The sequence below is a fragment of the Azospirillum baldaniorum genome, assembly GCF_003119195.2.
Classification (GTDB): domain Bacteria; phylum Pseudomonadota; class Alphaproteobacteria; order Azospirillales; family Azospirillaceae; genus Azospirillum; species Azospirillum baldaniorum.
This window is the reverse complement of the sequence record NZ_CP022255.1, coordinates 46,561-60,554: the sequence shown is the minus strand read 5'-3', so window position 1 is coordinate 60,554 and position 13,994 is coordinate 46,561. Positions and strand designations below refer to the sequence as shown.

Here is a 13,994-nt window from a genome sequence, read left to right as displayed (position 1 = left end):
GCATGGCCGGGCAACCTGGGCTGTTGGATCTGCAGGATCGCTACGCGGACCTGAGCAAGAGTGGCGATCCGCTGGAACGGCTGTTGTCGATGGTGGACTTCGAGGTTTTCCGTCCGACGCTGGACGCGGTGATGATGTTCAAAATCCTGGTGCTGCAGGCGCTGTACGGTCTGTCGGACGCACAGGTCGAGTATCAGGTGCGCGACCGGCTGTCGTTCATGCGGTTCCTCGGGCTGGGGTTGGGCGACCGGGTTCCGGACCGCTCGGCGGGTCCGAGACGCGCCTGGTGGAGGGACTGCTGATCCCGGCCTTCGGCTACACGTCGCACATCTCCATCGACCGCCAGTTCCGCCTGATCCGGTGCTTCACCGTCACCGGCGCGGCGCGGCGCGGCGCGGCGCGGCGCGGCATGACGGCGCACAGTTGCCGGGTTTGCTCAACCCCAACGCCTGATCTGGCTTGAGGGGCGAACTGCGCCCGTACAGCACAAAAACCGCCGCATGTTTCCGCCTTTTCAGCCAAAATCGGCCGTACAGACCCAAAGGAGCGCCGTCTTCTCACCGGTGCGATCCCTTCATTGGGCTCAACTGGCGTTCAAGGACGGTTTATCGAGGTGTTCATCTGGGAGTGCTTGGCATTGCGTAAGGCGACATCGGAACCAGCCCGCCTCACACGCTGCGCGAAAGCAGCCTACAGGTTGCGCATCATGTTGGACAGGCCCGAGCCCGCATTCTCCGCCCCGACTCCGGCAGACGCCACCGATTTGTTCAGAGTTCAATTACTCACACATTGAACATCATTAAACAGGCAGCATTTTAGTTCTTACTAAGCATTTTGCCGTAATCGCCGCCATAAATTGAGTGTAGCATCATAACCCATAATGAAAGCCTGGATTAATCAGCATGGAAGTCTTTCATCAACAATGCCATTTGCATAATATGGGTATCTCCAGTCGCGTTGCGGCACGATTATTACGTTAGTATTCCCATGCGAACGCTTGCAATGAACGAGACTCCTAGCGGTGTACAGGAGTCTCTCGTGACGGCCATCACCATGGTCGTGTTCGGCCTCGCTTCGTTTCCCATGGTTCCGGGCGCGTTCGAACCGGTTGCCCTAATTTGCGGTGCCTAAGCGAACCCTCTGAAATCGAAAGTCATATTTTCATGAGACTGTGGGCACGCAAACTCGCAAAAAGAATGATCACGCTGCTCACGGTGAGTGCTGTCGTCCTTGTTCTTGTGCGCGCCTATGACTCGCAACGTGGCCTGCCACTCGAGATTTGGCACACCTTCGTGCCGCAGGAACTGCACAGGAAGGATCTGGAGAGCAGCGGCTGGGCCGAATACATGAAGACGGAGGCTGCCATCTTCGACAGCGTGCGGGCGGAAGTCACCCAGAAACTGCCCCCAGGGGAGCGCATCCCGGTCAACCGGTATTTCGATGGAAGCCCGATCTACCCTGGGCAGTTCTCACGGGACTGGAACCGCTCCTATGTGCTCGAGCCCGACGGTCCGGTCAAAGGAGCGGTGCTGTTCCTTCACGGTTTGACCGACTCACCTTACAGCCTTCGTCACATCGCCCGCCTTTATCAAGCGTACGGCTTCGTCGCCATCGCCATCCGGTTGCCTGGACACGGCACGGTTCCCGCGGGTCTGACGGACATCGAATGGGAGGATTGGTTGGCGGCCACCCGGCTGGCGGCGCAGGAGGCACAGCGGCGGATCGCTCCGGACCAACCGTTTCACGTGGTCGGGTTTTCGAACGGCGGCGCGCTTGCGATGATGTATGCGCTCGACGCCCTCGACGATGCCCGGCTGAAGCGCCCCGACCGCATCGTTCTGATCTCGCCCATGATCGGAATCACCGCATTCGCGCGCTTCGCCGGGCTGGCCGGCTTGCCCGCGATCTTCCCCGCGTTCGCGAAAGCCGCCTGGCTCGGCGTGGTGCCGGAATTCAACCCCTTCAAGTACAACTCGTTTCCGGTCAATGGCGCGCGGCAGTCGTATCTGCTGACCTCGGCTCTTCAAAGCAGAATCGCGAACCTTGCGGGCCGTGGCCAACTGGATGGGCTGCCTCCGATCCTCACCTTCCAGTCGGTGATGGATTTCACCGTCAGCACGCGCGCGATCCTGTCCGGATTGTACGCCCACCTGCCCGCCAACGGCAGCGAGCTCGTGCTGTTCGACGTGAACCGCAACACCAAGTTCGGCCCGCTCCTGAGTTCGTCGTCCGACACCATGCTGGCGCGCATCCTGCCCGATCCGCCCCGCCGGTTCAGGACCGCGATCATCACCAACGCCGATGCGGAGCGCCCCGACGTGGTCGCGCGCACGATGGAGGCGGGCACGGAGACGGAACAGGTGCAGGAATTGGGCTTGGTCTATCCCTTCGACGTCTATTCGCTCTCGCACGTCGCCCTTCCGTTTCCGACGACCGATTCCCTTTACGGCCTGCACCCCGATCCCAACGAGGATTTCGGCATCCATCTGGGCGCGGTGGCCGCCCGGGGAGAGCGTGGAGCGCTGGTCGTCAGCATGGATGCCCTGCTCCGCATGTCGTCCAACCCCTTCTTCCCCTATCTGCTGGGGCGGATCGAGGAAACCCTGGCGCATGAAGCGTCCGGGGAAGCGTCCGGACACCCGCTGCCCAACGACCGGTCCCCCTGAACACCCTGGAAGGCGGTGAAGACATGGCCACCAAGAAGGTCGCGATCGCTTGCCAGGGCGGAGGAACGCACGCCGCGTTCACTTGGGGCGTCCTGAAAACCATCCTGACGACGAAGCAGCGCTGGGACGAGACCCCGCGGGACGGCGACACCTTCGACATCGTCGCGATCAGCGGCACGTCGGCGGGTGCGCTGTGTGCGCTGGCGGTTTGGTACGGCCTCGCCCCGAACACCGCCGACACGGCGTGCGGCACCATCGGCAAGGCGATCGAGCGCCTGGATTCCCTGTGGACGACCTTCGCCGCGACCACCCCGGCCGAGACCGCACACAACCATCTGGTCGCCGCCCTTCTGGGGTGGAAGTCGCAGGGTCTGGCGTTGCCGGCGTCCAACCCCTACTCCGCCGTCGGTCAACTTGGGCTGGCCGGCCTCAACATGCTGGGGGCCCGCCGGCAGTATCTTGGATTTCCGGAGTTGCTGAAGGACCTGTGTCCGCATTTCGACGCGATCGATTGGCCGCGGGTGGCCGACGCCGACATCCGGATTCTCGCCGGCACCATCGAGGTGCTCAGCGGCAACTTCGAGGTGTTCGATTCCAACAAGACCCTCGAACAGATGGGCCTGCGGCCGGACGGCCGGGAGATCAACCAGTACGACATCACCCGCTGGCGCATGCGCCGGGCGATCTCGCTGGAAGGCGTGGCGGCGTCGGGTACGCTTCCGGAGGTCCTGCCCGCACAGGTCATCCCCGGCATGGTGTTCCCGACCTGCGTGCCGGGCCGGACCGTCACCCGCAACGGGTATTACTGGGATGGTCTGTATTCGCGCAACCCGCCGGTCCGCGACCTTCTCGACGCCCGGGTGAAGGACGAGAAGCCGGACGAGGTCTGGATCGTGCGCATCAACCCTCAGGAGTTCCATCCCGCCTCCCCGAACATCGGCCTCGAGGACATCCGGGACCGGGAGAACGATCTGGCCGGCAACCTGTCGCTCAATCAGGAGCTGGACGCCATCATGACGATCAACCAATGGATCGAGCGGCATGGAAACGGGCGTCCGCCGCTGGAGAACCACAAGATCGTCGCGGTCCGGACCATCAAGATGACCCGCGACACCGCCTGGGGCCTCAAGCACACCTCGAAGTTCAACCGCTGCCCGGACTATTTCGCAACGCTTCGCGAGGAAGGGCGAACCGTCACCGAAGGGTGGCTGGCGGACTGGCGGAGGCTCGGCAAGGACTTTCCCCGCTATCCCTATGACGCGCGCTACCCCGAGCCGTCCCAACCGCCTTCGCATGGAGCCCGTTAAGCAGGCCCGCTCACGGAGCCACCGACATGATCGATCTCGTCTTCGTGCTCGTCGCGCTCGCGCTGCTCGTCTTTCTGGCCTATCGCGGCGTGACCCTGCTGATCGCGGCTCCGGCGGCCGCTCTGCTCGCGGCCCTGCTGACCGGCGGCCTGCCGATCCTCGGCGCCTACACCCAGATCTTCATGACCAACACCGGTTCCTTTATCATCTCCTTCTTTCCCCTGTTCATGCTTGGGGCGATCTTCGGCAAGCTGATGGACGACACCGGGTCGGCGCGGTCCCTCGCCCGGCTGGTCAGCGCCCGGCTGGGACCGGACCGCGCGGTCGTTTCGGTGGTGCTGTGCTGCGCCGTCCTGACCTATGGCGGCGTTTCGGCTTTCGTCGTCGCCTTCGCGATCTACCCCGTGGCCGCCGCCCTGTTCCGCGACGCCGACATCCCGAAGCGGCTGATCCCGGGCGCCCTGGCGCTGGGCGCCTTCACCTTCACCATGTCGGCCCTGCCGGGAACGCCGGCGATCCAGAATGCGATCCCGATGCCCTTCCTCGGCACCACGGCCTTCGCCGCTCCGGGCCTCGGGATCGTTGCCGGGCTCGTGATGTTCGTTTTGGGTGTCCTCTGGCTGGACCGCAGGGCCGCCGTCGCGAAAGCCTCCGGCGAGGGTTACGGCAATCATGCCGACAGCACCCCGGTGCTGGACCGGGCGACGCGCGAACGCGCGCAGTGCGAGGGGTTCGACATCGCCGAACTCTCCGCCGAACCCGCCCGACAAAAACGCGCCGACACGGAGGCCTTGCCTCCAGCCGCGCTGGCGGTGCTGCCGATCGTCGTGGTCATCGCCAGCAACTTCCTGTTCGTCCAGGTCGTCGCCCCCCGGTTGGACACCGCCTTCCTCGCCGAGCCGCGGTTCGGCGCCACGACCATCGAGGCCGTGCGCGGCGTATGGGCGGTCATCGTGGCGCTGTTCCTCGCCATCCTTCTTCTGATCGCCGGCAACCGGAACCGCCTGGACGATCTGGGCACGAGCCTGGACAGGGGGGCCGACGCTTCGGTCCTGCCGATCTTCAGCACGGCGAGCCTTGTCGGCTTCGGCGCGGTGATCGCCGCCCTTCCGGTCTTCGGGACGATCAGCCAGGCCGTTCTTGCCATCGGCGGCGGCAACCCCCTGGTGTCGGTCGCAGCGTCCGTGGCGGTTCTGTCCGCCATGACCGGCTCGGCGTCCGGCGGCATGAGCATCGCGCTCGACACGCTCGGCCCGGCCTTCGTGGACATGGCGCACACGTCCGGCTTTTCGCTCGACGTGATGCACCGGGTGACGGCGGTCGCCTCGGGTGCGCTCGACGCGCTGCCGCACAACGGCGCCGTCATCACGCTGCTCACCGTCTGCAGGCTCAGCCATCGCGACTCCTATGGCGACGTCTTCGTCGTCGCCGCCGCCATACCGATGCTCGCTCTGGTCGTCCTGATCGTTCTGGCCAGCCTGCTCAAACGCTTCGGATTCTAGGGCGGATTTCAGGTCGGGATCGCCGGACGCTGCAAAAATGGGGGAATCCGTGAACCACAAACGAGCCGAACGCACACGCTGCCGATGGGCTCTGCTCGTCGTCGCACCGTTGATCCCGCTCGCGGCATGCGGTTCCAGCGAGGAACCCGCCTCGGACCCGGTCCGCCCCGTGCGGGTGGTGACGGTCACCAAGCACGAGGGCGGCGAAACCCTGTCGTTGCCCGGCCAGATCCAGGCGCAGGACGAGGTCAGCCTCGCGTTCCGCATCGACGGGCGGATGATCGAGCGCCTGGTGAATGTCGGCGATCAGGTCGAAGCGGGGCAGCCCATCGCGCGCCTGGATCCCGAACCCGCCCGCAACGCCCTGAGAACGGCGCAGGCGAACCTGAGCGCCGCCATGGGACAGCAGACGCTGGCGCGCAACGACTACGAACGGCAGGAAACCCTCCTGGGCCAGGGCTGGACGACCCGCGCCCGCTACGACACCGCGGCGCAGGCGCTGAAGGCCGCAGCGGCGCAGGTCGATTCGGCGCAGGCGCAGTTCGACACCGCGCAGGATCATCTGGGCTATACGGAGCTGGTGGCCGATGGCGCCGGCACGGTCACCGCCCGCGGCGCCGAACCTGGGGAGGTGGTGGCGGCCGGTCGCATGATCGTGCATCTGGCCCGCCGGGACGGGCGGGACGCCGTTTTCGACGTTCCGGCACCGGTGTTCCGGATCGCCCCCGCCAACACGGTCGTCACCGTGGCACTGACCTCCGATCCCGCGGCGCAGACCATTGGGCGCGTGCGCGAGGTGGCACCGCAGGCCGATCCGGTGACCCGCACCTTCACGGTACGGGTCGGCCTCCAAAACCCGCCCGACGCGATGCGCCTCGGCTCGACGGTCAACGGGTCGATCCAGACCAGTGGCGTGGGCGGTTTCGAGATTCCCGCAACGGCGCTGACGCAGGCGAACCGGCAGCCGGCGGTCTGGATCGTCGATCCGGCGACAAGCACCGTCGCGTTGCGCAACATCGACCTCGAGCGCTACGACCTTGCCCGGGTCATCGTCGCGCGCGGCCTCGAAGCCGACGAGGTCGTGGTCACCGCGGGCGTCCAGGCGTTGCGGCCGGGGCAGAAGGTCCGCATGCTCGGAGCCGGGCCATGAGCGGCTTCAATCTTTCCGCCTGGGCGATCCGGAACCGTTCCGTGGTCCTCTTCCTGATGATCGGGGTCGTCCTGGCTGGAACCGCCGCGTTCCTGAAGCTCGGCCGGGCGGAGGACCCGGCCTTCACCATCCGCACCATGGTGGTGCAGGCGCAGTGGCCGGGCGCCACCCTGGACGAAACGCTCCAGCAGGTGACCGAGCGGATCGAACGGACGCTGCAGGAGGTGCCGAACCTCGACACGTTGCGCAGCTACACGGTTCCCGGCACGACCGTGATCTTCGTCGATCTGGTCGGCAGCACCCAGGGCCGCGCGGTGAGCGACACTTGGTACGAGGTGCGCAAGAGGGTCGGCGACATGCGCCACACCCTTCCGCAGGGCGTCCTCGGCCCCGGCTTCAACGACGATTTCGGGGACACCTTCGGCATCATCTACGGCTTCACCGCCGACGGATTCACGCACCGCGAACTGCGCGACACCGTCGAAGACGTCCGTTCGCGCCTGCTGCTCGTCCCGGATGTCTCGAAGATCGAGCTTCTGGGCGAGCAGGACGAGCGCGTCTACGTGGATTTCTCACTGGAGACGCTGGCGGGGCTGGGGGTCGAGCCCGGCGCCCTGATCGCCGCGCTGCGGGCGCAGAACGCGGTGCGCCCGGCCGGCGTGCTGCGCACCGGCAAGGAGGCGCTGTCCCTGCAGGTCTCGGGCGCCTTCGCGTCGGAGCAGGACATCCTCGACGTCAATTTCGTGGCCGGGGGGCGCATGCTCCGCCTGCGCGATCTGGCCGAGGTGCGCCGCGCTCTGGCCGATCCGCCCCAGCCGCTGTTCCGGGTGAACGGTGAGCCGGCGATCGGGCTCGCCATCGCGATGCGTCCGGGCGGCGACATCCTCGCCCTCGGCCGGAACGTCTCGGCGGCGATGGCGCGCATCGGCGCCGGCCTGCCGATGGGGATCGAGGCGCATCTGGTGGCCGATCAGGCGCGCACGGTGGACGAGGCGATCTCCGACTTCATCACGTCGCTGTGGCAGGCCGTCGTCATCGTGCTGATCATCAGCTTCGTCGCGCTCGGCCTGCGCGCGGGCGCCATCGTCGCGATCACGATTCCCTTGACGCTGGCCATCGTCTTCGCCGTGATGGATCTGCTCCGCATCGACCTCCAGCGCATCTCGCTGGGCGCGCTGATCATCGCGCTCGCCCTGCTGGTGGACGACGCCATGACCACCATCGACGCGATGACCCGACGGCTCGCCGCCGGCGACCGGATGGAGGCCGCCGCCGTGTATCCCTACAAGGCCCTGGCCGTCGCGATGCTGTCCGGCACGCTGGTGACCATCGCGGGCTTCGTGCCAATCGGATTCGCGCAGAGTTCCGCCGGTGAATACACCTTCTCCATCTTCGCCGTCGTGGGCATCGCCCTGATCGCGTCGTGGCTCGTCGCGACCGTCTTCGCGCCCGTCCTGGGCATGATGCTGCTGCGGCCGCCCAAGCCGGGTCGGGGCGGAGAGCCCGGCGCCGTGCTGCGGCTGTACCGCCGTGTTCTGAGCGCGGCGATCCGGTTCCGCGGGGTAACGATCGCGACAACGCTCGGCCTGTTCGTCGCGGCGATCCTGGCGCTGGGCCTCGTTCCGCGGCAGTTCTTCCCACCGTCGGACCGGGTCGAGCTTCTGGTCGATCTCCGCATGCCGCAGAACGCTTCGATCCACGCCACGCGCGAGGCGGTCGAGCGGTTCGACGCGCTGCTGGCCAAGGAACCGGGGGTCGCGCGCTGGAGCAGCTATGCCGGGCGCGGCGCGATCCGCTTCTACCTGCCGCTGAACGTCCAGCTCGCCAACCCCTTCATCGGCCAGACGGTGGTGGTGACCACGGACATCGCGGCACGCGAACGGCTGCAATCCCGCCTGGAAACCCTGCTGGCCGAGGAGTTCCCGGACGCCGTCGCGCGCGTGTACCCGCTGGAACTCGGGCCGCCCGTCGGATGGCCGCTGCAGTACCGCGTCGTCGGGCCGGACCCGAGCGAGGTGCGCGAGATCGCGCTGAAGCTCGCGCAGGTCGTCGCGACCTTTCCCGAGACGCGACGGATCACCTTCGACTGGATGGAAACCGCCCGCAAATTGCGGGTGCGGATCGACCAGGACGAAGCGCGGCGCCTGGGCCTGAGTTCGGCCGCCGTCGCCACCATGCTGAACGCCGCCGTCTCGGGAAGCGTCGTCACGCCGATCCGCGACGGGATCTATCTGATCGACGTTCTGGCGCGGGACGCCCGCGGGCAGACCCTGTCGGTGGAAACGCTGCGCAGCCTGCCGGTGTCCTTGCCCAACGGGCGGAGCGTTCCGCTGAACCAGCTGGCGTCCTTCGGCTACGCCCAGGATCTTCCGCTCGTCTGGCGTCGCGGCCGGCAGCCGACCCTGACGCTGCAAGCGGACGTGGCGCCCGGCACCCCACCGGAATCCGCCATCGACGCCCTGGCGCCCCGCATCGCCGACCTGTCGGCCACCCTGCCGCCGGAGTACCGCATCGAGGTCGGTGGAATCGCGGAGGAAAGCGCCAAAAGCCGCGCGTCGGTCTTCGCCGTCATCCCGTTGATGCTTCTCCTGGTGCTGACCGTGCTGATGGTCCAGCTTCGCAGCTTTCAGCGCTTGGCGATGGTGCTGAGCGTGGTGCCGCTCGGCCTGATCGGCGTCGTTCTGGCGCTGCTGGCGTCCGCTCAGCCGCTCGGCTTCGTCGCCATACTGGGGGTCCTCGCGCTCGTCGGCATGATCGCGAAGAACGCGGTGATCCTGATCGAGCAGATCGAGGCGGAGCGGGCCGCCGGACGCGGCATCACGGACGCCGTGGTCGAAGCCTGTGCATCCCGGTTCCGCCCGATCATTCTGACCGCCGCCTCCACGGTGCTCGGCCTCATCCCCATCGCCTTCACCGTGTTCTGGGGTGCGATGGCTTTCGCGATCATGGGCGGCCTTCTCGTCGCATCGCTGCTGACGCTCGTTTTCCTCCCGACACTCTACGTGGCGTGGTTCGGCAGCCGTGAGACGGTGCGCAGGCCGGATCCGGTTCCGCTCTCGGCGATCCGGCCGTCCAGGGATGGTCGGTCTTGAACGCGGGGATGACAATGCAGGTGGATGAGAAGAGCGATGCCATCGACATAAGGCTCAGCCACCTATCGCAACTGTTCGACAACGTCGATCCATCGCCGTTCCGTGAAGGCCGCCTGACAGCGGGTGCCGAGGAGTATTTCCTCAAACGCGTGGAGGCACAGCCCAAGAATCAACCAGTACGCATCGTCATCCATCTTCCGGCCAAGGAAATGACGCGGTCTCCGCCAGTCGATGTTGCCGCCGCGCTGACCGAACACTTCGCCGCCTGTGCTGCTGGCGAGTCGAAAAGGATTCGCGAGGCGATCCGAACATGGCGCCAAGCCGCCTTGATCGGCTTCGTGATGCTGTCTATCTGTCTTTTCCTTGCTTGGCATATCTCCAATAATCTGCCGCCCCGCCCAATGACCCGGATTTTACAAGAAAGTTTCGTCATCCTTGGGTGGGTTTCGGTCTGGAAGCCCATCGAGACCTTTCTTTACGAGTTGCTGCCGCCGGGAAAGCGCCGTCGCCAGCACCTGTTGCTTCGCCTTTCGTCTGCCGACGTCGTTGTAAGCTGGTCTCCGTTTGCCGGACAGAATTGCGGCTGAAGCATGCTTGCTTCCGGTTCGTGTCATGCCGCGACACCGTTCTGGTCCGATGTGCCCTGATGGGGATCACTGCACGAAAGTGCGCTTCGACTTTGCGCATTTCAGGACGGCGGTCCTTCACGCGCGGATCCAGACGGCTGGCTCCTCAGCGATGAAGGCAAGCGCCCGAGCAAGGTCGAACACCGCCCGCAGGTGCCCCATTGCACACTCCACCCTCGCCCTTCCGCAACGTTTTGTCGCGTGGCTCTGGCCCTACCTGGACGACTTCTCGGGGCGTACCCGCTCCACGGTGGCGTCGCTCACGGTCGGTACGGTGCTGGCGGGCGTTCCGCGCACCGTCACCAATCTGCTGCACACCCTCGGTCTGGCCGGCGAGCCCGGCTTCGCCGCCCTTCACCGCGTGCTCCGCCGCAACCGATGGTCGGGGCTGAAGTTGGCACGCACCCTGCTGAACGCCCTGGACCACGCCTTCGTCCAGGACGGCCCGGTCGTCATCGGTGTCGATCACACCCTGGAACGGCGCCGTCGAGCCCATGTTCATCCAGCCGGTCATTGCTTTGACTCTGTCCGTTCTTCGACGGAACAGACCGTTACCAGCCATGGGCTGCGCTGGATGAGCGCCATGCTGCTGGTCGAGGTTCCGTTCGCCGACCACAGCCTGGGCCCAGGCCATCCTGCTGCGCCTGCACCGCCGGCTGCCCGATCGGCTTCTGGTCGCCGTCATGGATGGCGAGTTCGCCGCGCTGACCCTGCTCCACGCGGACGGCTCGTCGACGTTGCCTGCTACGCGCCGTAATCCCCGCCAACCCGTACAACTGCTGCACTTGTGAACCGCCTCCTGGCCGAGACGGCGATCCCATAATACGCAAAGTCGAACAAATTGTCCGGGATATGAGAATGCCGCATGAACTCAACCTCGGCTGCGCGTTATCGTCCCCTCGCTGAGCGGCGAAACCGGACGTCGTGGCCAGCCCTTGCGCACTTCACCTATGGCTACGGCTGCCGGGCGAGTGAGTGCGCGGTGAACTCACCATACGCCTGCGTGGGACGGGAATTGGTATCGTCGTAAGCGATGCCTTTGCCGCATCAACGCCGCCGGAGGTTGTCCGTGTCGCGGTCGGCGCTCCGAAGGATCGCCAAGGTCTGCACGAGGCATTGTGGCAAGCGGCCAACTTTCCGGCCGAGGCCCCTGTCATGACTTCCAGGGTTGTATGAATTCAGACGGCACATTGGATGCATTCAAGTTGACAATGCAGGCCTCAATGGAGCATACGATCACGCATTGCATGCAGGCATTGCTCGCCATTGCCTCCCGAAGGAACACGCGATGTCATCCGAACCGGAGTGGTCGCTGCCCACGCTGCGGCCAAGGTCATCTGTTCAGCGACCTCCTGAAGCTGCGCTTCCACTGCGAAGTCTGTGGTCTGGACTACTCCCACGCCGATCCGGCTGACGGCCCCGCCTTCTTCGTCATCGGCTTTGTCTGCATTCCCACGGTCATCCTGGCGCTCTGGATCGAGGCAAGGTTTGGGCGCCCTTACTGGGCGCACCTGGTCACGACCCTGCCGCTCCTGTTGCTGACCTGTATTCCGCCCTTGCGGCCGTTGAAGGGTTGGCTTGCGGCCAGCCAGTGCTTCTACAAGGCCGGGAAGGCCCGTTTCGGTACAGCCGCGTCAATTCAGCCGCCGGTGACCCCGCCTGCAGACAATAACTCGCACTCGACCTGACTGCCGTCAGACTCCCCTGACGATAGATAGTGTCATAGCTTGGAGACATTCAAAATGTATGATTGGTTCCCTTTGGTCTTCTTTCCGTTCAAGATCCTCGTGTTAGGCACGGGCATGTTCTTCGCCATCAAGTGGCATCACGATCAAGCGAAGAAGGCTCAAGCAAAGAAGAATGACGAAGCCAGCGAACCGTAAGCGCCCGCCAAACACGCCCTTGAACACCTCGATAAGCCGCCCCTGAGAGCGGGCTTATGCCGATGACGGGCCGCGCGGGTGGAAAGGCAGCGTCTTTCAGGGGCTGACCTCTCGGTTTTGGCTGAAAAGGCGGAAATATGCGGCGGTTTTTTGTGCTGTACGGGCGCAGTTCGTCCCTCAAGCCAGATCAGGCGTCAAAAGTTGTAGGCGAGGTTGGCGAGGCCGATGGTGCGGATGAACAGCCGCTGCCGGGGCGCCATCCACGATGGAGGCGTCGACGATCTGCCCGCCCAACGCGACGTAGCCGCGCTCCTTCAGGTCTGTGCCGAAGCTGGTGAGCGGCCCTTCCATCGCTCCCGCCGTCACAAGCGCCTCATGGAACAGCCAGATCGTCTTGCGGTCCGAGACCCGGTCGCTCAGACCCAGCCCAAGGAACCGCATGAACGACAGCCGGTCGCGCACCTGATACTCCGCCTGCTCGTCCGACAGGCCGTACAGCGCTTGCAGCACCAGGATCTTGAACATCATCACCGCGTCCAGCGTCGGACGGAAAATCTCAAAGTCCACCACCGACGACAGACGCTCCAGCGGATCGCCGCTCTTGTTCGGCTCCGCGTTGGGTCCTGAAGATCGAACAGCCCAGCTTGACCGGACATGATCCCGTCCTTCCTCGCCCTCAGACCAAGGGAATCACCGGGACGAAGGCCGCGCTACAGTTTTTCGAGGCGTCCGACTGCGTCTCATCTGTCCGTCTCCCCTCGATGACGAACTCTGCCCATTCCTAGAGCTACTTTCCAGTCTCAGGTCAGCCACAAAGGAGCTGTCCATCCAGGAGATGGCAACAACATTGCGCATGAACGCCGCAAGCGGTAATATAATGGCCTCACGAAGGGAGGGTGCAATGCGCGCAAAAGCCGTGTATGCCTTGACCGCCTTCGCCTGCATCGCTTCCCTGGCGGTATCCGCTCAACAAGGGAAGTTCAAACTGAACGAGGTGTTTCGGGCTGACAAGACGGTGACCGGCCAGGAGCTTCAATTTCCAACCGGCAAGGTTGAAATCGTCGCCGGAGTCGGTGAATTCGCACCCGGATCCGAAACGCCGATGCACAAACACCCGTATCCTCGTAGCCTATACATTCTGGAAGGGACGTTCACGGTTACGGAGGAGGGCAAGCAGTCGCGGACCTACCCCGAGGGCAGCTTCATCATTGAAGCCATCGATGTGTGGCACACCGGGGGCAATACAAGCTCGGTCCCAGCGAAAATCCTGGTGATCGATGAAGTGCCCGCTGGTGTGAACAACCTTGTGCTTAAGCCGAAGTGAGGTCTGCGTTTAAGAAAGTGGTGGTGCGGCGGTCAAACGCAAACGCCGCACCCGCTCATCTCCGGATTCCGATTTTCGGCAAAGCGAATTGACCCTGCACGAACACTGGTGCCCTGGTTGCAGCGCCATGCACCAGATCGCCATGGACACCCCGTTCCGGAACGGTGCCCGGTGGATCTGGGACGGGAACGCCGCGGCGCCGACCTTCAGTCCGTCCATCCGGATTGCTGTCGATCACTGCTGCACCGGTCAGGAGGGAAAGGACTGCTGGTGCACCTTTGAGACGCGCATCGGCTGGAAGCCCCCGGTCGCCTGCGGTGTCTGTCACTACTTCATCCGCTCGGGCCGAATCGAGTTCAGCGGTGACAGCTCGCACACGCTCGCCGGCCAGACGGTGGACCTGCCGCACATTCCAGCGGACAAGCTGGACTGACCGCCCCGCGT

The 13,994-nt window shown here is 64.9% G+C and carries 12 protein-coding genes and 2 pseudogenes; 13 read left to right on the top strand and 1 reads right to left on the bottom strand.

The features are described 5' to 3' along the window. Positions 1–2 precede the first annotated feature (2 nt). The 11 genes and pseudogenes from Sp245p_RS22680 to Sp245p_RS35070 form a co-directional block, all read left to right on the top strand. A pseudogene (locus tag Sp245p_RS22680) lies at positions 3–260 on the top strand (transposase); the annotation flags it as partial. A 26-nt stretch (positions 261–286) separates the two neighbouring features. Beyond that, positions 287–463, top strand: coding sequence for a hypothetical protein (locus Sp245p_RS35075; protein ID WP_158310455.1), 177 nt, complete (start codon positions 287–289; stop codon positions 461–463). Positions 464–1,163: 700 nt separating this feature from the next. Further along, entirely contained in the window at positions 1,164–2,666 is a 1,503-nt protein-coding gene (locus Sp245p_RS22675) for an alpha/beta hydrolase (RefSeq protein ID WP_063958441.1), read from the top strand. A 23-nt stretch (positions 2,667–2,689) separates the two neighbouring features. Continuing rightward, positions 2,690–3,973 carry a patatin-like phospholipase family protein gene (locus Sp245p_RS22670; protein WP_014199311.1) on the top strand — a complete coding sequence of 428 codons (1,284 nt, stop codon included), beginning with the start codon at positions 2,690–2,692 and terminating at the stop codon, positions 3,971–3,973. A 26-nt stretch (positions 3,974–3,999) separates the two neighbouring features. Beyond that, on the top strand, positions 4,000–5,475 hold the full coding sequence (locus Sp245p_RS22665) for a GntP family permease (RefSeq protein ID WP_014199312.1): 1,476 nt from the start codon (positions 4,000–4,002) through the stop codon (positions 5,473–5,475). A 49-nt stretch (positions 5,476–5,524) separates the two neighbouring features. Beyond that, positions 5,525–6,625 carry an efflux RND transporter periplasmic adaptor subunit gene (locus Sp245p_RS22660; RefSeq protein WP_014199313.1) on the top strand — a complete coding sequence of 367 codons (1,101 nt, stop codon included), beginning with the start codon at positions 5,525–5,527 and terminating at the stop codon, positions 6,623–6,625. After that, a complete protein-coding gene (locus Sp245p_RS22655) occupies positions 6,622–9,717 on the top strand; it encodes an efflux RND transporter permease subunit (protein ID WP_014199314.1) in 3,096 nt (1,031 codons plus the stop codon). Before Sp245p_RS22660 ends, Sp245p_RS22655 begins: the two co-directional genes overlap by 4 nt. 14 nt (positions 9,718–9,731) lie before the next feature. Then, complete coding sequence (locus tag Sp245p_RS22650; RefSeq protein ID WP_109138914.1) at positions 9,732–10,304, top strand: hypothetical protein; 573 nt, start codon at positions 9,732–9,734, stop codon at positions 10,302–10,304. A 79-nt stretch (positions 10,305–10,383) separates the two neighbouring features. After that, complete coding sequence (locus tag Sp245p_RS22645; protein ID WP_158310456.1) at positions 10,384–11,100, top strand: transposase; 717 nt, start codon at positions 10,384–10,386, stop codon at positions 11,098–11,100. Positions 11,101–11,590: 490 nt separating this feature from the next. Further along, positions 11,591–12,031, top strand: coding sequence for a DUF983 domain-containing protein (locus Sp245p_RS22640; RefSeq protein WP_052584540.1), 441 nt, complete (start codon positions 11,591–11,593; stop codon positions 12,029–12,031). A gap of 54 nt (positions 12,032–12,085) precedes the next feature. Next, the gene (locus Sp245p_RS35070; RefSeq protein WP_014199320.1) at positions 12,086–12,226 is read left to right on the top strand and encodes a hypothetical protein; all 141 of its coding nucleotides are present in this window, start codon (positions 12,086–12,088) and stop codon (positions 12,224–12,226) included. 261 nt (positions 12,227–12,487) lie between these two features. On the opposite strand, the pseudogene Sp245p_RS22635 reads toward Sp245p_RS35070, so the two are convergent. After that, positions 12,488–12,882, bottom strand: a pseudogene (locus tag Sp245p_RS22635) (transposase); the annotation flags it as partial. Between the two features lie 245 nt (positions 12,883–13,127). On the opposite strand from Sp245p_RS22635, the gene Sp245p_RS22630 reads away from it, so the two are divergent. After that, entirely contained in the window at positions 13,128–13,550 is a 423-nt protein-coding gene (locus Sp245p_RS22630; RefSeq protein WP_014199322.1) for a cupin domain-containing protein, read from the top strand. Positions 13,551–13,638: 88 nt separating this feature from the next. Then, the gene (locus Sp245p_RS22625) at positions 13,639–13,983 is read left to right on the top strand and encodes a ubiquitination-like system serine protease family protein (RefSeq protein ID WP_063958442.1); all 345 of its coding nucleotides are present in this window, start codon (positions 13,639–13,641) and stop codon (positions 13,981–13,983) included. Positions 13,984–13,994 lie beyond the last annotated feature (11 nt).

Coding starts and splice junctions, on each gene's coding strand:
- Sp245p_RS22675 (WP_063958441.1), top strand. CDS start 1,164: ATGAGACTGTGGGCACGCAAACTCGCAAAAAGAATGATCACGCTGCTC.
- Sp245p_RS22670 (WP_014199311.1), top strand. CDS start 2,690: ATGGCCACCAAGAAGGTCGCGATCGCTTGCCAGGGCGGAGGAACGCAC.
- Sp245p_RS22665 (WP_014199312.1), top strand. CDS start 4,000: ATGATCGATCTCGTCTTCGTGCTCGTCGCGCTCGCGCTGCTCGTCTTT.
- Sp245p_RS22655 (WP_014199314.1), top strand. CDS start 6,622: ATGAGCGGCTTCAATCTTTCCGCCTGGGCGATCCGGAACCGTTCCGTG.
- Sp245p_RS22650 (WP_109138914.1), top strand. CDS start 9,732: ATGCAGGTGGATGAGAAGAGCGATGCCATCGACATAAGGCTCAGCCAC.
- Sp245p_RS22640 (WP_052584540.1), top strand. CDS start 11,591: ATGCAGGCATTGCTCGCCATTGCCTCCCGAAGGAACACGCGATGTCAT.
- Sp245p_RS35070 (WP_014199320.1), top strand. CDS start 12,086: ATGTATGATTGGTTCCCTTTGGTCTTCTTTCCGTTCAAGATCCTCGTG.
- Sp245p_RS22630 (WP_014199322.1), top strand. CDS start 13,128: ATGCGCGCAAAAGCCGTGTATGCCTTGACCGCCTTCGCCTGCATCGCT.